General features: G+C 66.2%; 20 protein-coding genes. 14 read left to right on the forward strand and 6 right to left on the reverse strand.

The window, feature by feature from the left end:
• The first annotated feature begins 78 nt into the window (after positions 1-78).
• From BN2156_RS08865 to BN2156_RS08875, 3 genes are read left to right on the forward strand one after another with little or no spacing between them, the layout of a single operon-like run.
• On the forward strand, positions 79-393 hold the full coding sequence (locus BN2156_RS08865) for a putative quinol monooxygenase (RefSeq protein ID WP_090512483.1): 315 nt from the start codon (positions 79-81) through the stop codon (positions 391-393).
• The gene (locus BN2156_RS08870) at positions 393-1,220 is read left to right on the forward strand and encodes a mycofactocin-coupled SDR family oxidoreductase (RefSeq protein ID WP_090512485.1); all 828 of its coding nucleotides are present in this window, start codon (positions 393-395) and stop codon (positions 1,218-1,220) included. Before BN2156_RS08865 ends, BN2156_RS08870 begins: the two co-directional genes overlap by 1 nt.
• Positions 1,217-2,086, forward strand: coding sequence for an SAM-dependent methyltransferase (locus BN2156_RS08875; protein WP_090512489.1), 870 nt, complete (start codon positions 1,217-1,219; stop codon positions 2,084-2,086). The genes BN2156_RS08870 and BN2156_RS08875 overlap by 4 nt, the downstream gene beginning before the upstream one ends.
• On the opposite strand, the gene BN2156_RS08880 is transcribed toward BN2156_RS08875, so the two are convergent.
• Complete coding sequence (locus BN2156_RS08880) at positions 2,083-2,490, reverse strand: group III truncated hemoglobin (RefSeq protein WP_090512491.1); 408 nt, start codon at positions 2,488-2,490, stop codon at positions 2,083-2,085. The two genes, BN2156_RS08875 and BN2156_RS08880, sit on opposite strands and share 4 nt — an antisense overlap.
• 74 nt (positions 2,491-2,564) lie before the next feature.
• On the opposite strand from BN2156_RS08880, the gene BN2156_RS08885 reads away from it, so the two are divergent.
• Positions 2,565-3,185: a helix-turn-helix transcriptional regulator gene (locus BN2156_RS08885; RefSeq protein WP_090512495.1), complete on the forward strand. Its 621-nt coding sequence runs from the start codon at positions 2,565-2,567 to the stop codon at positions 3,183-3,185.
• Positions 3,185-3,622 (forward strand): hypothetical protein, encoded by a 438-nt coding sequence (locus BN2156_RS08890; RefSeq protein ID WP_090512499.1) that lies wholly within the window; start codon positions 3,185-3,187, stop codon positions 3,620-3,622. Before BN2156_RS08885 ends, BN2156_RS08890 begins: the two co-directional genes overlap by 1 nt.
• Before the next feature lie 212 nt (positions 3,623-3,834).
• Here BN2156_RS08890 and BN2156_RS08895 read toward each other — a convergent pair whose 3' ends face one another.
• The 3 genes from BN2156_RS08895 to thyX all read right to left on the reverse strand — a co-directional run bounded on the left by BN2156_RS08895 (position 3,835) and on the right by thyX (position 7,223).
• Entirely contained in the window at positions 3,835-5,511 is a 1,677-nt protein-coding gene (locus BN2156_RS08895; protein ID WP_090512502.1) for a ribonuclease J, read from the reverse strand.
• The gene (gene dapA / locus BN2156_RS08900) at positions 5,511-6,359 is read right to left on the reverse strand and encodes a 4-hydroxy-tetrahydrodipicolinate synthase (RefSeq protein ID WP_235625350.1); all 849 of its coding nucleotides are present in this window, start codon (positions 6,357-6,359) and stop codon (positions 5,511-5,513) included. Before dapA ends, BN2156_RS08895 begins: the two co-directional genes overlap by 1 nt.
• 111 nt (positions 6,360-6,470) lie before the next feature.
• A complete protein-coding gene (thyX, locus tag BN2156_RS08905; protein ID WP_090512507.1) occupies positions 6,471-7,223 on the reverse strand; it encodes an FAD-dependent thymidylate synthase in 753 nt (250 codons plus the stop codon).
• A 182-nt stretch (positions 7,224-7,405) separates the two neighbouring features.
• Between thyX and BN2156_RS08910 the strand changes: the two genes are divergently transcribed.
• The 7 genes from BN2156_RS08910 to BN2156_RS08940 all read left to right on the forward strand — a co-directional run bounded on the left by BN2156_RS08910 (position 7,406) and on the right by BN2156_RS08940 (position 13,330).
• On the forward strand, positions 7,406-8,272 hold the full coding sequence (locus tag BN2156_RS08910; RefSeq protein ID WP_090512510.1) for a DMT family transporter: 867 nt from the start codon (positions 7,406-7,408) through the stop codon (positions 8,270-8,272).
• A 266-nt stretch (positions 8,273-8,538) separates the two neighbouring features.
• The gene (locus tag BN2156_RS30540; protein WP_131725147.1) at positions 8,539-8,745 is read left to right on the forward strand and encodes a hypothetical protein; all 207 of its coding nucleotides are present in this window, start codon (positions 8,539-8,541) and stop codon (positions 8,743-8,745) included.
• Between the two features lie 437 nt (positions 8,746-9,182).
• Positions 9,183-9,464 (forward strand): hypothetical protein, encoded by a 282-nt coding sequence (locus BN2156_RS08920; protein WP_090512514.1) that lies wholly within the window; start codon positions 9,183-9,185, stop codon positions 9,462-9,464.
• Positions 9,465-9,534: 70 nt separating this feature from the next.
• Positions 9,535-10,320 carry a bestrophin-like domain gene (locus tag BN2156_RS08925; protein ID WP_090512517.1) on the forward strand — a complete coding sequence of 262 codons (786 nt, stop codon included), beginning with the start codon at positions 9,535-9,537 and terminating at the stop codon, positions 10,318-10,320.
• Between the two features lie 81 nt (positions 10,321-10,401).
• Entirely contained in the window at positions 10,402-11,013 is a 612-nt protein-coding gene (locus tag BN2156_RS08930) for a TetR/AcrR family transcriptional regulator (protein ID WP_090512519.1), read from the forward strand.
• Entirely contained in the window at positions 11,010-12,086 is a 1,077-nt protein-coding gene (locus BN2156_RS08935; RefSeq protein WP_090512522.1) for a DUF1214 domain-containing protein, read from the forward strand. The genes BN2156_RS08930 and BN2156_RS08935 overlap by 4 nt, the downstream gene beginning before the upstream one ends.
• Positions 12,083-13,330: a sulfotransferase family protein gene (locus BN2156_RS08940; RefSeq protein ID WP_090512525.1), complete on the forward strand. Its 1,248-nt coding sequence runs from the start codon at positions 12,083-12,085 to the stop codon at positions 13,328-13,330. The genes BN2156_RS08935 and BN2156_RS08940 overlap by 4 nt, the downstream gene beginning before the upstream one ends.
• 21 nt (positions 13,331-13,351) lie before the next feature.
• Here BN2156_RS08940 and BN2156_RS08945 read toward each other — a convergent pair whose 3' ends face one another.
• Complete coding sequence (locus tag BN2156_RS08945) at positions 13,352-14,140, reverse strand: FadR/GntR family transcriptional regulator (protein WP_090512527.1); 789 nt, start codon at positions 14,138-14,140, stop codon at positions 13,352-13,354.
• Positions 14,141-14,210: 70 nt separating this feature from the next.
• Here BN2156_RS08945 and BN2156_RS08950 point away from each other — a divergent pair, with 70 nt between their 5' ends.
• Positions 14,211-15,140, forward strand: coding sequence for a proline iminopeptidase-family hydrolase (locus tag BN2156_RS08950; protein ID WP_090512530.1), 930 nt, complete (start codon positions 14,211-14,213; stop codon positions 15,138-15,140).
• Positions 15,141-15,186: 46 nt separating this feature from the next.
• Complete coding sequence (locus tag BN2156_RS08955) at positions 15,187-16,593, forward strand: APC family permease (protein WP_090512534.1); 1,407 nt, start codon at positions 15,187-15,189, stop codon at positions 16,591-16,593.
• On the opposite strand, the gene BN2156_RS08960 is transcribed toward BN2156_RS08955, so the two are convergent.
• The gene (locus tag BN2156_RS08960; RefSeq protein WP_090512536.1) at positions 16,570-17,772 is read right to left on the reverse strand and encodes a winged helix-turn-helix domain-containing protein; all 1,203 of its coding nucleotides are present in this window, start codon (positions 17,770-17,772) and stop codon (positions 16,570-16,572) included. The genes BN2156_RS08955 and BN2156_RS08960 overlap by 24 nt on opposite strands.
• Positions 17,773-17,782: the final 10 nt, after the last annotated feature.

Below are 17,782 nucleotides of genomic sequence, written 5' to 3' on the forward strand. Positions count from 1 at the left end.
ATACGAACCGAATCGGGCCGTTTTGGCCTAGGGTGGACACTCGTCCAGTTTCGGCACTCATCGAGGAGTTCTCCACCCATGCCTGTTGTCGTCGTCGCCACCATGAAGGCCAAGCCCGAGTCCGTCGATACCGTGCGCGAGGCCTGCACAAATGCCGTTGCTGCAGTACACGACGAGCCGGGCTGCCAGCTGTATTCGCTGCACGAGACCGATGGCACCTTCGTGTTCGTCGAGCAGTGGGCCGACGCCGACGCGCTCAAGGCCCACAGCACCGCACCGGCGATCGGAGCCCTGTTCGGGACCATCGGGGAACTGCTCGACGGCGCCCCCGATATCAAGATGTTGCAGCCCGTCGTCGCGGGTGACCCGGCCAAGGGCCAGCTGCGAGCCTGATGTCCACCTCCGCTCCCCTGGCCGGGAAGGTCGCGTTCATCACCGGCGCCGCACGCGGCCAGGGGCGGGCCGAGGCCCTGCGCCTGGCCGCTGACGGGGCCGACATCATCGCGATCGATCTGTGCGAACAGATCGACTCGGTTCCCTACCCGCTGGCCACCCCTGACGATCTGGCCGCCACGGTCAAGCTCGTCGAAGAAGCGGGGGCCAGGATCGTGGCCCGGCAGGCCGATGTCCGCGATGAGGAGGCGCTGCGGGCGGTCCTGCAGACCGGAGTCGACCAGCTCGGCCGGCTAGACATCGTCGTCGCCAACGCCGGGATCGCCCCGATGCAGTCGGGGCCCGACGGGTGGCGCGACGTCATCGACGTGAACCTGACCGGGGTACACCACACGGTCGAGGCCGCGATCCCGACCATGGTTGCTCAGGGCGATGGCGGATCGATCGTGCTGATCAGTTCGGCGGCCGGCCTGATGGGTGTGGGCGGCGGCGACCGCGGTTCACTCGGCTACACCGCCGCCAAGCACGGGGTGGTCGGCCTGATGCGGGCCTACGCCAATTTCCTGGCTCCCCACAGCATCCGGGTCAACTCGATCCATCCCACCGGCGTCGATACCCCGATGATCAACAACGAGTTCACCCGGGACTGGCTGCGTCACATCTCCGAGGAGCTCAAGGCGCCAACGGATTTCAGCAATGCCCTGCCGGTCCAGGTGGTGCAGGCCGAGGATATCGCCAACGCAGTGGCGTGGCTGGTGTCCGATCAAGCCCGCTACATCACCGGCGTGACACTTCCGGTGGATGCTGGCATCGTCAACAAGCGATGACCGAATCAGTCGCCGCGACCGCAGTCGGCCCGATGGTGCTGGCCGCGGTCGAACAGTACGAACCAGTGCAACGCCGGTTGGTCGACGACGATCTGGCGTTGTCGTTCCTGCCGGCCGGGCTGCGCGCGTTCACCCGGACCACACGCTGGTCTGTCGCCCGCAGACTCCTGATCCAGGCGACCGAACGCTCGGGCCCGGGCCTGTGGGCGAACCTGACCTGCCGCAAGCGCTACATCGGCGACAAGCTCACCCAGGCACTGCCGAACATCGATGCCGTGGTGATTCTGGGCGCGGGCCTGGACACCAAGGGCTACCGACTGGCCCGGCACAGCGCCGTCCCGGTGTTCGAAGTGGACCTGCCGAGCAACATCGAGCGCAAACACTCGGTGGTGCGCAGCGCACTGGGAACCGTGCCCGAGTCGGTGCACCTGGTGCCGGTGGATTTCGAAAAGGATGACCTGGCAGCCGAACTCGCCAGGCACGGTCACCTCAGTGCACACCGCACCTTTTTCATCTGGGAAGGCGTCACACAGTATCTGAGCGCCGACGGTGTCCGATCGACATTCGAGTTCCTTCGTTCGGCGGCACCGGGCAGCCGGTTGGCGTTCACGTATGTCCGCGGCGATTTCATCGACGGCACCAACCGTTATGGGGCCGAATCGTTGTATCGCCGTTTCCGGGTCCGCAGCCGGCTGTGGCAGTTCGGCCTGACCCCGGACCAAGTGGCGGCGTTCATCGAGCCCTACGGCTGGCGGTTGATCGAGCAGGCCGGTCCCGACTACCTCACCGAGCACTACATTTCGCCGTCCGGGCGGAACCTGACCGCTTCACAGGTGGAATGGACCGCCTACGCCGAAAAGACTTAGCAGGCAACCAGAGCGTCGAGCTCGGCGGCGTCGCTGCCGGCCAGCCTGCGGTGCATGGCCTTGGCGATGCGCCCGGCCTGAAGCTTGGCCCGCTCGGCATACGGACCCTTGAACAACTCGTCGACCGTCTCGGTCCACAGGGTCAACCAGCGCACGAAGTGTTCCGCCGACAACGGATGACGGGCGTGCAGCTCTCGGTGCACGATCAGGGCGCTGCCCTGGTAGAGCCCCGCCCGGAACAGCACGGTCTCCCAAAAGTCGCACATCACGGGCAGGTGGGAGCGCAGCCCTTTCGCCCGCAACTCGGCGAACGGCTCGGCGAGCACCGGATCGGAAAGCGCCTTGCCGTAGAAACGCCACAGCAGCAGCTCGACATCGTCGTGGCCCGACAGGTCTTCAACCATCGGACAGATCCCCTTCCCGACCCTTGGCGAGGTCGCCCTAGTTTCTACAACCCCAAGTTGTATAAACTCTATCCATGATCACCGCGGTCGGGAAGCGCCGGGCCGACGTGCTGAGCACGTTGAAGGTCTCCCCGACGCCCATGACCATCGCGCAGATCGCCGCCAGACTCGAGGTCCACACCAACACAGTGCGGTTTCACCTCGAGCACCTGGAGGAAAGCGGGCAGGTCGAACGTGTGCAACCGCACCAGCACACACCCGGGCGTCCACCGCAGCTGTACCGGGCCGTGCGCCAGATGGACCCGACCGGGCCGACGCACTACCGGATGCTTGCCGAGATCCTCGCCAACGGGTTGGCCACCGATGACGATCCCGCCGCCAAGGCCGCCGAAATGGGCCGGGCCTGGGGACGCACGCTGCCACAGCCGTCGGCCTCCCCTACTGACGCCCTGGTGCGGATGCTCGACGACATCGGCTTCGCTCCGGAGCCGCCCGACGATGGCCGACTGCGGTTGCGCCATTGCCCATTTCTCGAACTGGCCCAGATCCGCGCCTCGGTGGTGTGCCCGATCCACCTGGGTTTGATGCAGGGGGCATTGGAGAGCTGGCAGGCACCCGTTGCCGTGGAGCGGCTCGACGCATTCGTCGAACCGGATCTGTGCGTGGCCCACCTGGGCCCGAAAGGAGACAAGTGATGAACGCCGGTCTGGCCGTCGCGGTAGCGGTCGCTTTCTGCTGGCTGGGCATGGTGCTGGCGATCTCGTTCATCGAGGCGCCGCTGAAATTCCGCGCCCCGGGCGTGACGCTGCAGATCGGACTCGGCATCGGGCGCAAGGTTTTTCGCGCGCTGAACTCGGTCGAAACCGTCTTTGCGGCGATCGTTGTCGTGATCCTGGCGGTGCAACGCCCGTCGACTGCCATCGTCGCGACGCTCGCGGTGGCCATCGTGGCGCTGGTCGTGCAACTCATTGCGGTGCGGCCCAAGTTGACTCAGCGTTCCGACGCCGTGCTGGCCGTTGCCCCGGGTGAAGAGGCCGCGGGCCGCTCACACGCGCACTACTACTACGTCGGCTTCGAGCTCATCAAGGTCGTCGCCCTGCTCACGGGCGGGACCCTGCTATTGGCCGGCTGACTCCAGGCTCGGCGTGCTGACCTCAACCACAAGTCCGTTCGACCACAATCAACAGGTATACGGATCAGATGCGGATACAGCAGTGCACGCTTCACTTCGTCCACCGTGTTCAACGGCGGATCGGACGGCGAGGCTCGAATGGCACCTGGGGTGCGGGCGGCTCACCGACCCAATCCAACGGCCGCAGCGGCGCGCCCGGTGCACCAGTTCGACTAGATCTCGATGACGGTCGGAACGATCATCGGCTGGCGGCGGTAGGTCTCGCCCACCCACTTGCCGACGGTGCGCCGGACTGCCTGGGCGATGCGGGTCGGGTCCGTGACGTTATCGGCGGCAAGGCTTTCCAGCTCGCGCTCGACATTTCGGGCCACCGGCTCCAGTGCCTTGGGATCTTCGGAGAATCCGCGGGAGTGCAGGTGGGCCGGGGCGGCGGGCTTCCCGGTCTCGCGGTGGACCACCACCGTCACCGCCACGAAACCCGAAGACAGGATGAGGCGTTCGCCGAGCGTGGCGTCGCCGACGTCCCCAGTGATCAACCCATCGACGAACATCTTGCCCACGGTCACCGCACCGGAGATCGAGGCCTTGCCGGCCACCAGATCCACACTGACACCGTTCTCGGCGAGCACGATGTTCTCCGGCGGGACCCCGGTGCTGGCAGCCAGCGCGGCATTGGCGCGCATGTGCCGCCAGGTGCCGTGCACCGGCATCACATTGCGGGGACGCACCCCGTTGTAGAGGAACAGCAGCTCACCCGCGTAGGCATGGCCCGAAACGTGTACGCGTGCTTGGGCATTGGTGACCACGCGGGCACCGATCTTGGCCAGTGCGTCGATGACGCCGTAGACCGCCTCCTCATTGCCCGGGATGAGCGACGAGGACAGGATGATCAGATCACCCGCGGTCAGCGTGATGCTGCGATGCTCGCCACGCGACATCCGTGACAGCGCTGCCATCGGCTCACCCTGGGTGCCGGTGGTGATCAGCACGACCTTCTCGGCCGGCATCATCTCGGCCGCGCCGATGTCGAGGATGTCGGAATCGGCGACGCGCAGGTAGCCCAGCTCGCGGGCGATGCCCATGTTGCGCACCATCGAACGTCCGACGAACGAGACCCGGCGGCCGAGCGCCACCGCGGCGTCGACGATCTGTTGTACGCGATCGACGTTCGAGGCGAAGCAGGCGACGATCACCCGGCCCTCGGCCCCGCGGATCAGCCGGTGCAGCGTCGGGCCGACCTCACTCTCCGACGGGCTGACGCCCGGGTGTTCGGAATTGGTCGAGTCACACAGGAACAGGTCCACACCAGCGTCACCGAGCCGCGACATACCCGGCAGGTCGGTCGGGCGGCCGTCGAGCGGCTGCTGGTCGAGCTTGATGTCCCCGGTGTGCAACACGGTGCCGGCGCCGGTGTGGATGGCCACGGCCAGACATCCCGGGATCGAGTGGTTGACCGCGAAGTACTCGCATTCGAAGACGCCGTGCTGGCTGCTCTGCCGTTCGGCGACCTCGACGCACACCGGCTTGATGCGGTGTTCGCGGCACTTCTCCCGGATCAGCGCGATGGTGAACTTGGAGCCGACCACCGGGATATCGGGGCGCAACTTGAGCAGGAACGGGATGGCCCCGATGTGGTCCTCGTGGGCGTGGGTGACGACGAGGGCTTCCACATCGTCGAGCCGGTCCTCGACGTGGCGCAGATCCGGCAGGATCAGGTCCACCCCGGGTTCGTCATGCCCCGGGAACAGCACCCCGCAGTCCACGATGAGCAATCTGCCCAGGTGCTCGAAGACCGTCATGTTGCGGCCGATCTCGCTGATTCCGCCCAGCGCGGTAACTCGCAGACCGCCGGGGGCCAGGGGCTTGGGAGGCGCGAGTTCGGTGGTCACTATCGCAACACCGCTGCCGCGCGCATATCGACTGCCAACGCCTCGATCTCAGACGGAGATGCCGGAATCTGCGGCAGCCGTGGCTGACCCGCTTCGAATCCCTGCAACCGCAGCCCCTCCTTGGACATGGTCACCCCACCGAGGCGGGCCTGGGCGGCAGCCAGCGGGGCCAGCGAGACGTTGATCTTGCGGGCCGTGGCGATGTCGCCAGAGTTGAACGCCGTCAACATGTCTCGCAGCTGACCGGCAGCCAGGTGCCCCCAGACACTGACAAAGCCGACGGCACCCATGGCCAGCCAGGGCAGGTTCAAGGCGTCGTCGCCCGAGTAGTACACCAGCCCGGTCTCGGCGATGATCTGGCCGCCACCGTGCAGATCACCCTTGGCGTCCTTGACGCCCACGATGTTCGGGTGCGACGCCAGGGCACGGATGGTCTCCCAGGCGATCGGGATCGACGACCGCGGCGGGATGTCATAGAGCAGGTTCGGCAGCTCGGTGGCGTCAGCCACCGCGGTGAAGTGGGCGACCAGCCCGGCCTGCGGGGGCCGTGAGTAGTACGGCGTCACCACGAGCAGGCCGTGAGCACCCTCGGCGGCGCAGGCCTTGGCCAGGTGCACGCTGTGGGCGGTGTCGTAGCTGCCGGCGCCGGCGACGATGCGGGCCCGGTCCCCCACGGCCTCCAGCACGGTGCGCAGCAGCGCCAGCTTCTCGTCGTCGGTGGTGGTCGGCGATTCGCCGGTGGTGCCCGACAGCACCAGCCCGTCACATCCGGCATCGACCAGGCGATTCGCCAAGCGGGCGGCGGTGTCGAGATCGAGCGAGCCGTCGGGCTTGAACGGCGTCGCCATTGCGGTCAACACCGTGCCCAACTGCGCTGTTACATCGATTCCGCTCGTACTCACGCGCCAAGATTACCCGGTGGTCTCAAGCCTCCGTGGCCGTGTACCCGGGCCACTCCGTCAAGCCTCCGTGGCCAAGGGAGACGTTGCCACCTCACTACCATCGGCCAACGTGTAAATCTCGAAATCAGAGAACACCGCGGGCGCCGCGTCGACGAGCTCGCGCAGGCAGGCGATCGCCAGCCTGCGGATCTCCACGTCGGCGTGCTCGCTGGCCCGCATCGCGATGAAATGGCGCCAGGCCCGGTAGTTGCCGCTGACCACGATGCGCGTCTCGGTGGCGTTGGGCAGCACCGCCCGGGCAGCCTGCCGGGCCTGCTTGCGCCGTAGGACGGCGTTGGGTTGATCAGCGAACTTGGCCTCCAGCCGGGCCAGCAGCTCGGTGTAGGTGGCGCGGCTCGCGTCGGCGGCCGCGGTGAAGATCTCCACCAGTTCCGGGTCGTCCTCGAACCCGGGCGGCACCACCACCTCGGCGTCGTTCTCGGGTACGTAGCGCTGCGAGAGCTGTGAGTAGGAGAAATGCCGGTGCCGGATGAGCTCGTGGGTGGCCGACCGCGAGATACCGGTGATGTAGAAGGATACCGAGGCGTGCTCGAGCACGGAGAAGTGCCCGACGTCGATGATGTGGCGGATGTAACCCTCGTTCGTCGCCGTCTTGGGGTTGGGCTTGGACCAACTCTGATAGCAGGCCCGGCCGGCGAACTCGGTGAGCGCGGGGCCACCCTCGGCGTCGGTGCTCCACGGCACGTCAGGCGGTGCCTGGAATTCCGTCTTGGCGATCAGCTGCACGCGCAGCGGCGCGATCTCGGCCACTCGCCCACCCTACTGTCGAGGGGGCTGGACCGTTGAAAGGTCCGGCGCGGATCGCCGCCACACCGATTCCACGCAAGGGCTGCCGCGCGAGCACAACGACGACCCTGCGGTAGAAAACAGCGCCGGCTCACCGAGCCAGACCGCTCGCGCTCCTACAATCGCCTGATGTCAGGCGGTTCGCAGTGCTGATCGGCGTGGCCGCCGCGCTGTTCGCATGCGCCGGTTACGGCACAGCCTCGGTTCTGCAGTCGTATGCCGCGGGACGTTCCGGCGCCGCAGCCGACACCGCGGACAGCGGACCCACCTTGCGGTCGACGATCATCGCGATGCTGGCACCGGTCTTCATCGTCGGCATCGCGCTCGACCTTCTCGGTTTCGCGGGCAGCCTGGTATCGGCCCGGTTGATCCCCCTCTTCTTGTCGCAGACCATCATCAGCGCCAACCTCGTGGTCACCGCGGTGTTGAGCATCTTTGTGCTCCACGTCCGGCTGCATCGGCGCGACTGGACCGCGATCGCGATAGTCCTTGTGTCACTGTGCATCCTGGGGGCCACCGCCGGCCGCCTGGGCGAGCGCGATCCCGGCGCGATCATGCATTGGGGTGTCCTCGTGGTGTCGGCCATCATTCTGGGCCTGGGCGCCGCGCTGGTCCGGCTGCTCGGGAAGAAGGCTGCCGTGCCCGCGGGCCTGATCGCCGGGGTGCTCTACGGGGCGATGGCAGTCGCGGTGCGCGTCGTCGACGGCCTCGAGCCCCTGAACGTGGCGGTGTTGCTCGCCGACCCCGCGCTGTGGGCCATCCTGGTCGCCGGCCTCGGCGGGTTCTACCTGTTCACCGTGGCGCTGCAGGTCGGCTCGGTGAACGGCGTCGCAGCGGCGTTGGTGGTCGGCGAAACCGTGGTCCCCGGGATCGTGGGCGTGGTTCTGCTGGGCGACGTTTCGCGACCGGGGTACGGCTGGCTGGTGGCCATCGCCTTCACCGCGGCCGTCGCCGGTGCCGTAGCCCTCGCCGTCTCCAGTGCCGCCGAGTACGAGCGGGCTCGGACTTCTTGAGCTGGACGTCGAGATACCGTGGCCACGCTCAACTCCACGGCCGTGAGGTCGGCCGATTCGAGTAGTCGACTACTCATGGCCGGCAGCCATCTCATATCTATCGTCAGGTGCCGAGAGTCGCGGCGCGCGGTTCGGCAGATCCGGAGGTTGGCATGGACCACTTGTTTTGGAATTGGCGCTTCTGCGGCAAGTGCTTTGGATTGTTCTGGGAAGAGGGTCAACACAAGGGCCACTGCAGTGAGGGAGGCGGCCATGAAGCTGCCGGTTTGAGCTTCTTCCTCCAGAGGGCGGACCAACTCGGGGAGTATCTCAATCGATCGGGAGTGTGGGAGGGCACTGGGGCGCAGGACAATTGGCGCTGGTGCCGCCACTGCTACACGATGTTCTTCGGAGGCTTCGACAAGCAGGGCAGTTGTCCGACCGGAGGTGCGCACGACAAATCCGAGAGCTACGGCTACGCACTCGAATACTGAACTACCGCAGTCGACTTCGCTGTCATTCGACCCCCGGTGCGCCTGCCTCGGAAGCCCCATCACAGCTTCTCGCGAGCCCTCACAGGTGGGACAACTTCAGCGCCTTGTTCGAAATGGCACTCGCGGCAGAACTCCTGCCTGCCACGTTCGACGGCAATCCCGTCGATGCGCAGGCCGATTGGATTCTGTAGATACCGTTCGTCGCTTCGGGCGCGACCTTCATCTCCCCGACGAAATGGTCGCAGATCGAGGAGCAGCGACCATTTTCATCCGCCGGGGTCCCCCGATCGGCGGATCCGGAGTTGGTCCGGGCCACTGCCCGATCGACGGACAGACCACTTATCCCGATTGAACGATGCTGAGGGGGCGAATCGATATCCCTACAGCACATCGCGTCTCCGCAACACCGAACGAAAATGATCATGAGGAGAGCCACCATGCACTACGAGATTCTGGACCTGGTCCGAGAACGCGCCAACGAGAAGGACTGGGATCTGATCTTCGACAGCGGCCCGAATGCGGAGTACCGCACCATGGTGTGGGAACACCCTCTGCTCAGCGCAACCGGCGTGGCGACCGAACTGGAGATCGGTTTCAGCCCGGACGGTCGCATCATCTTCTCAGAGCGACGCCTGGGCGGTGTGGCCCACAAGCGCATCAAGCCCGCCAACGCCTTCGTCTCGACCGATCTCTGCCTGGCGGCACTGCAGATGATCTGATCCGCATCGTGCGTCAAAACCGCACGATCCGCCTCCGCACCGAGAAGTTTGCTGGCATCCTTTGTCAACTATGGGCGACTTTGGGTTGTTCGGAACCTGGTTCCTGCTCGCCGTGGTGGTCATCGGCGCTGTGCTGCTGGCCATCGGCAGCGTGCTGCTGGCCAGCCGCGTCATCGCGCGTGACACGCGGCCAGAGCACAACTCGGTCCTGTCGCCGTTCCTCACCGTCGTCGGCCTGGTCTACGGCGCGCTCCTCGGCTTCACCGTGGTCGTCGGATGGCAGCAGTACCTCTCCGCCCAGACGAACGTGTCCAACGAAGCCTCGACGCTGGTAACCATGTACCGCCAAACGGTGGCCATGCCACAGCCGGAACAGACCCAGGTGCGTGAGCAACTGCGCGCATACGCGGCCGCGGTACAAGGTCCCGAATGGGGCAAGGAAGAATTCGGCCCCATCAGCAACAACGGTCGGCACGCGCTCACCGAGATGTACCGCATCGTCGGTACTGCCAAATCGGACTCAACCGCCGCCCCGATCAACAGTCAGTTCCTCAGCCAACTGGCCACACTGACGTCGGACCGCAGTGCGCGCATCCTCAATTCGAGTCCACGGATACCTGTCCTGTTGTGGAGTGCCCTGATCTTCGGCAGCCTGGTGCTGATCACGCTGGCGAGCTTCATGCGGCTCGAGAACAACCGCGCCCACATGATCTTGGTCAGCACCGTCACCGTGCTGCTCGCGTTGCTACTCTTCCTCGTCTTCATGCTCGACCATCCGTATGGCCCGGTAGGCGTTACCCCACAACGGTTTTCGCACGCCGTGATGGTGTTCGACCTGATCGACCAGGGCACCTGACCGACCGCGGGACCTCTCCGCCGGGTCGATGCGCCAAATCACCTCTTGACTCAATTACGTTACACATCGTAATTTAACGGTGTGTCCTCGCTCACAGGCCCGGGACGGCCGCGTGACCCCCAGACCCAGCGCGACATCATGAGCGCCACGCGTGACCTGCTGGCGCGCGACGGCTACGACCAGCTGTCCATCGAGGCCATCGCCCGCGAGGCCGGCGTCAGCCGCCCCACCATCTACCGGCGGTGGCCGTCGAAAGCCCACCTGGTCTTCGACGCCGCGTTCGAGCAACCGCCCGGCGGCGAACTGCTCTCGATGTCAGGAGATTTCGAGACCGACTTGCGCGCCTTCGCCCGCGGGGTGCTGACTTTCTGGTGTGACCCGGTGGTCGAGGCCGCCGCACTCGGCATCCTCACCGAACGCCGCCGCGACCCAGAACTACACATCCGGACCCAACAGCTTCTCGATGAGCGAACCAAGGACGCGTTCCGCTCCCTGGTCGCCTCCGGCGTGGAGCAGGGCCGGGTCCAACCCGGTGTCGACGTCGACATGGTCTACCAGGCGTTGATCGGCACGGCGTTCTACACCGCCCACATGGAACCGGACATCGATGTCGACGACACCGCAGATCGACTGTGCTCCTTGCTGATCGATGGAGCCAGACGTACCCACCCCCAAAGGAAGGACCAACCTTGACCGACACGACCGAGCTGTCCGCAGCGTTCAACGGCCTGCTCGACGAGGTGCGCGGCATCGAGCAGAAGCTGCTCAACGCCGACCCCGCCCTCAGTGAGCCCGATCTGCTCGACGGCTACCGGCTGGCATTCAGCGTGCTGCGCGTCGCCGTCGATGCGTATGTGTGGGGTGATCGCGACAAGCCGATCCTGGTCGACGTCATCAGCCCCTATCTCAAATGGGGTGGCGACAACTCCGACGCGTTCTATCAGCTCGCCCCACTGGACCCGGGCCGCACCTACCGCGTCACCGGCAACCGCGGCGATGCGGTGTACCTGTCGATGACGGTCTACGGCGGACCCGGCGAAGGCCGCTACAGCGACCGCATCGTCGGCACCATCAACAACCGTGACCTGGAGTTCGACGAGGACGGCAACTTCGAGTTCATCATGAGCCCGGACCCGCATCCGGGCGCCTGGCTCAAACTCGACCCTGATACCGAATTCGCCCTGACCCGTGACTATCTCAACGATCCGGCCACCGATCGCCGGCCGGAGTGGCGAATTGAGGCGGTCAACCCGCCGGCCCGGCGCTCCGACAGCGCCGCGGAGCTGGCCCGCCGCTTCCAGTACGCCAGAAACTGGCTGCGCGAACAGGTTTCGTTCCTGCCGACCAAGGTGGAGCCGGCCAACCAGCTGCACCCGCCGTTCCCTGTCCCCCAGAACGCCTACGGGTGGTCTGCGGCGGACGCGGCCTATGCGATGGGTTCCTACGATCTCGCGCCGGATCAGGCGCTGGTCATCGAGGGCACCTCACCCGACTGCGTGTTCTGGAACCTGTGCCTGTGGAATCCGTTCCTGCACACCTACGACTACACCCACGAGCGCGTCACGATCAACGGCGCCCACGTCGCCTACGAACCGGACGGGTCGTGGCGGATCGTCATCAGCGACAAGGACCCCGGCCACCCGAACTGGGTGTCCACGGCCGGCCGGTCCAAGGGCCTCATCTGGCTGCGCTGGTTCTTACCCGAGGAGACCCCGGCGCACCCGCAGTGCCGGGTGGTCGACGTGGCCGAGGTAGCGACCCTGTGACCACCAGCATGCAGCGGCCGGCACCGATCCGGTTCGACGACCTGGCCGATCCGGTATATCCCCCGGCGGCCCAACCGATCCGCGATGGGTTGGCTGCCTACGGCGCGAGCCTGGAGCTGAGCCCTGAGGTGCTGCTCGCGGCGGCAACCGAACGGTCCGGATTGGACGATTTCGGCGACCCGGCGTTCCGGGAACGTCTCGACGTGCTCTGTACGTCGCTCCGCGACGAGGCGGGGCTGAGCGATACCGGATTGGCGATCGCGTTCGAGCAATTGGTCGGGAACCTGGTCAACCGGTTGCGGCTGGAGGCGTTGATCGCCGACCATCCCGAGATCGAGGACATCGCGATCGAACGGCCGATCATCATCTGCGGTCTCCCCCGCACCGGCACCACGCATCTGCACAATCTGCTCGCTGCCGACCCGGCATTGCGCTATCTGCCGTACTGGGAGAGCCTCGAACCGGTTCCCGGGCCCGGCGAGAACACGCCGGAACCGCGTCGGGAGCGGTGCGGCGCCGGACTGGAACTGGTGAACACCTCGATGCCCGAGTTCCGGCGGATGCACGACATGACCGTCGAGCACGCACATGAGGAGATCCAGCTCCTGGCCAATGACATCTCCGGCATGCTGTTCGAAACCACTTATTACGTGCCGAGTTTCGCCGCTCACTACAAGGCGCACGACCAGTCGGCGTCCTACGCGTACGTCAAGCGCAGCCTGCAGGCGATGCAGTGGCTGCGCGGCGGCACTCGCTGGGTGCTGAAATCGCCGCAGCATCTGGAACAGTTCCCGACGCTGGCCGCCACCTTCCCGGACGCCACTTTCGTTGTCACCCATCGCGATCCGGTCGAGGTGACGCTGTCGATGATGACCATGATCTGCTACGCGACGCGGATGGCGGTGACCCGTCCTGATGTGGCGAAGTTGACCCGACACTGGCTGAACCGCATCGACGACCTGCTCGACGGGTGCATCCGCGATCGCGATGCGCTGCCCGCCGGGCAATCCATCGACGTCCGATTCGACGACTTCATGGCCGACGAGCGGGCCACCCTGGCCGACATCTACCGGCTTGCCGATCAGCCCTTCGGCGACGATGTACGCGCGGCGATGAGCGACTTCCTCACCGAACACCCACGCGGACGCTACGGGGGCGTCGTCTACGACGCGGCGGACCTGCATCTCGATCCGGTCGCCCTGGCCGAACGGTACCGGGACTATCGCGAGCGGTTCCTCGGCTAGACCGCCGAGCCTGGCCGCCGATCAGTCGGCCAGGCCTCCGGCACGCCGCATCGCGGCCCTGATGTGTTCGAAGTCGATCGCGAGGTGTGCGCGTGCCAGTGCTTCGGCGTCGTCCCCGCGACGCCCGGCGATCGCATCGATCAGCTGTTCGTGCTCCCGCAGCGCCCGTAGCTCCATCTCGCGCATGGTCGCCGACTCACCCCACAGGTGGGCCGGTGCGGCGATGCTCACAGAGGCCTCCAACTCCAGCAGCATCTGCTTGAGCACGGTGTTGCCCGCCGCGTCCATGATCGCCAGGTGCAACGCACTGTCCGCCTGCTGGGCGGCCAAGCCGCTCTCCGCGCAGCGGTAGGCCTCGAGCCGTTCCCTCAGCACCACCAGGTCCCGGTCCGTTCGGGCCTCCGCAGCCGCACGGCATACCGCGCCATGGATTCGACAGATGGCGTCGCAGCGGTCCCGCAGTTCGTCGAGCCGCGTGGTCAGGGTGCGCCCGACGGCAGGGGTCGACGACTCCGGCCATTGCTGCAACACATAGGTGCCGCCGCCGCGGCCGCTGCGGCGTGTTTCCACCAAGCCCAGCTCGACCAGCCGGGCCAGGGCTGCACGTACCGTCATCCGGCCGACCCGCAGGGCCGCGGCAAGTTCGCGCTCGGCAGGCAGGCGGGATCCGGGCAGGTATTCGCCGATCGCCACCGCGGTGACGAGACGGTCGGTGATCTCATCCACCCGCGACGAGGGTTCGAGTTCGCGCTCGAGCAGCCCGGGCGTGGTGCCCGTGGGCTCTGTCGGCTGCGGCTCGGGATTCCCCATGGGCAACACAATATCGACGTGCCAAATTAAATCCTCATTAATGGTCTTGTCACAAGACCATTAATGCTTCATGCTGACCGCCATGCCTAGTTCCACCCGCACGGTGCCCTTCCGCGGTCACGAGACCTGGGTTCAGGTCACCACACCCGGAAGTGCCCGCCCCGAAGCTCTTCCGTTGTTCGTCCTACACGGCGGACCCGGCATGGCCCACAACTACGTCGCCAATATCGCGGCCCTGGCCGACGAGACCGGCCGCACCGTCATCCACTACGACCAGTTGGGCTGCGGTAACAGCACTCACCTGCCCGACGCACCCGCAGACTTCTGGACTCCACAGCTCTTCGTCGACGAGTTCCACACCGTGCGTGAAGCACTCGGAATCGACCGCTACCACGTGCTCGGACAATCCTGGGGCGGCATGCTCGGCGCCGAGATCGCAGTGCGCGTGCCGTCGGGGCTGGCCTCGCTGTCGATCTGCAACTCCCCCGCCTCGATGCAACTGTGGGTCGAGGGTGCCGCCGAACTTCGCGCTCAACTACCGGCGGAAGCCCGGGCGGCGCTGGAGCGACATGAGGCCGATGGCACGGTCACCGATCCGGCATACCTGGCCGCCACGGAGGAGTTCTACCGTCGCCATGTCTGCCGGGTCGAGCCGATGCCGAAGGACTTCGCCGACACCGTGGCCCAGATGGAGGCCGAGCCGACGGTGTACCACACGATGAACGGCCCCAACGAGTTTCACGTCATCGGTACCCTGCGCGACTGGAGCATCATCGACCGGTTGCCATCGGTCACCGCCCCGACACTCGTCATCGCCGGCGAGTTCGACGAGGCCACCCCGGCGACCTGGCAGCCCTATGCCGACCTCATTCCCGACGCCCGCGCTCACGTGTTCGATGACACCAGCCACTGCACTCACCTGGAGAAACCCGAGGAGTTCCGTTCGGTGATCGCCGAGTTCCTGAATCAGCACGATCTGGCCGCTGCCGCCCGGGTCTGAACTACATCCCCCTCGACTCCGACCCTTCGACTCCGACAGGAACGCCATGGCAACCGAAGCGGCCGCCGCCCGTCTCACCACCGGTGAAGGGCAACGCGATCTCGAATCATTCGGCTACAAGCAAGAACTCAGCCGCTCCGTCTCCACGGCCGACTTGATCGTCTACGGCCTGGTGTTCATGGTGCCCATCGCACCCTGGACCATCTTCGGGACGGTCTACAACAGCGCGTCGGGCATGGTGCCCCTGGTCTACCTGATCGGCCTGATCGCGATGGTGTTCACCGCACTGGCCTACTCCCAGATGGCCAAGTCGTTCCCGTTGGCAGGCTCGGTGTACGCCTACGTGGGTCGCGGTATCCACCCCGGCCTCGGCTTCTTCGCCGGCTGGGCCATCCTGCTCGACTACCTGTTGATCCCAACCCTGCTCTACGTGTTCGCCGCCGAATCGATGGTCGGGCTCTTCCCGAGCACCCCGCGCTGGGTGTGGGCGATCGTCTTCGTGGTGGTGAACACGATCATCAACCTGCTCGGTGTGGGTTCGCTGAAGATCGTCAACCGCGTATTCCTGGCCGTCGAACTGGTTTTCGTCGTGCTGTTCGTGATCATCGCGGTGCGCGCCATCAACGGTCAGTCGCTTCCCGATGTCGGATGGAGCGCACTGCCGATCTGGAACTCCGAGTTTGTCACCGCGCCGTTGATCGCGGCGGCTCTGTCGATCGCGGTGCTGAGCTTTCTCGGCTTCGACGGCATCTCGACGCTTGCCGAGGAATCGACCGGAAAGAAGAATCCGGCCGGCCGCGCGATGATCGCTGCCCTGTTCGTGGTGGCGTTCCTGTTCATCGCCCAGACCTGGCTGGCCAGCCTGCTGGCCGGAGGCCGCGAATCGTTCAGTGACGACGAGGTGGGCAACGCGTTCTTCCTGCTGGTGCAGGCGGCGTCGAGCACCGGCTGGATGAACGCGTTCTTCGTGGTCAACGTGCTCGCCGTTGGTTTCGCCAATGCGATGGCCGCCCAGGCCGCCACCAGCCGGTTGCTGTTCTCGATGAGCCGCGATCGCCAGCTGCCCGCGTTCCTGTCGACGATCAGCTCCCGCAAGGTGCCGATCGCTGCCATCCTGATGGTCAGCGCCCTGAGCCTGGTGCTGGTGCTGTTCTTCGTCGGCCAGATCGGGTTGATCTCGTCGCTGGTGAATTTCGGTGCGCTGTTCGGCTTCTGCCTGCTGCACGCCTCGGTCATCTGGTACTACACGGTGCGCCAGAAGTCCAAGAACTACCTGCTGCACCTCGTGGTGCCGAGCATCGGCTTCCTCATCATCGGCTACGTGCTGATCAACGCCGACGCGCTGGCCAAGATCGGCGGCGTCGTGTGGCTGGTGATCGGTTCGATCATCTTCGCCACCAACATGATCCGAGGACGTGGGGTCCCTGAACTAGCTGAGGAACCGGCGACGTAACGGCTCGGCGAGGTCGCCACGGCCCCCCACCTCGACCTCGCCCACCCCCAGCCACGACGCCATCGTCCTCAGCTCGACGGCCAGGGCCTCCGCCACCCGCGCGAGGTCCTGGCCGTCTTCCATGAACGCCCCGGGCACCTGCAACGCGGCCTCGGTACGTTTGAGGTCCACCCGCGCCACCAGCTCGCCGTCGAGCAGGAAAGGCCATACGTAGTAACCGAATTGACGTTTGGGTGCGGGCGTGTAGATCTCGATCCGGTAGTGAAAATCGAACAACCGCTCCACCCGTGGCCGGAAGAAGATCAACGGGTCGAAGGGGCACAGCAGCGCCGTCCCGCGGTCCCGGCGCGGCACCGCCTGCCCCGCACGGAGGTACGCCGGGACACCGTCGATGTCGACGGGTTCCAGCTGCCCGTCGGCAACCAGCTTGGCGATCGCCGGCTTGACCTGCCGGGCCGCCAACCGGAAGTAGTCGCGGATATCGGCCTCGGTGCCGACCCCCAGGGCGGTGGCCGCCCGCAGGGCCAGCTCACGGACCGCCTCCTCGTCATCGACCTGCCGGGCCAGCACTTCCGGTGGCAGTACCCGCTCGGTGAGGTCGTAGTGGCGGGCGAACCCGACGCGGGTCGCCGTCGTCAAAACGCCCGCCGACCACAGTGCCTCGGCCACCCATTTGGTCTCACTGCGGTCCCACCAGGGCCCCTTGCGACCGCGCGGCTCGGCTTCGAGATGGGCCTCGATCTGGCCGGCGGTGGACGGGCCCAGCTCGGCGACCGCGGCCACGATGTCCTCGGCCAGCTTGGGATTCTTCCGGACGATCTCGGTGCCCCACCGGCCGTGGGTGTACTCGCGCATCCGCCACCGCAGCAGCGGCCAGTCCTCGACCGCCATCAGTGCGGCCTCGTGCGCCCAGTACTCAACCAGCAGCCGGGGTGAGCGCGCGCTGTGCGCCCACGCCGCGCGGTCCAGCGTGTCCCGGTCATACGGTCCCAGCCGGCTGAACACCGGGGCGTAATGCGCGCGTACGGCCACCGACACCGAATCCAGCTGCAGCACCTGGATCCGGGAGATCAGCCTGCGCAGGTGCGCACGGGTGACCGCACCGCGGGGCTTGGTTTCGTGAAATCCCTGGGCCGCGACGGCTATGCGGCGGGCCTGCGCGCTGGTGAGAGTGGCCACGATGCCATCG

It is taken from the genome of Mycolicibacterium neworleansense (genome assembly GCF_001245615.1).
GTDB lineage: Bacteria > Actinomycetota > Actinomycetes > Mycobacteriales > Mycobacteriaceae > Mycobacterium > Mycobacterium neworleansense.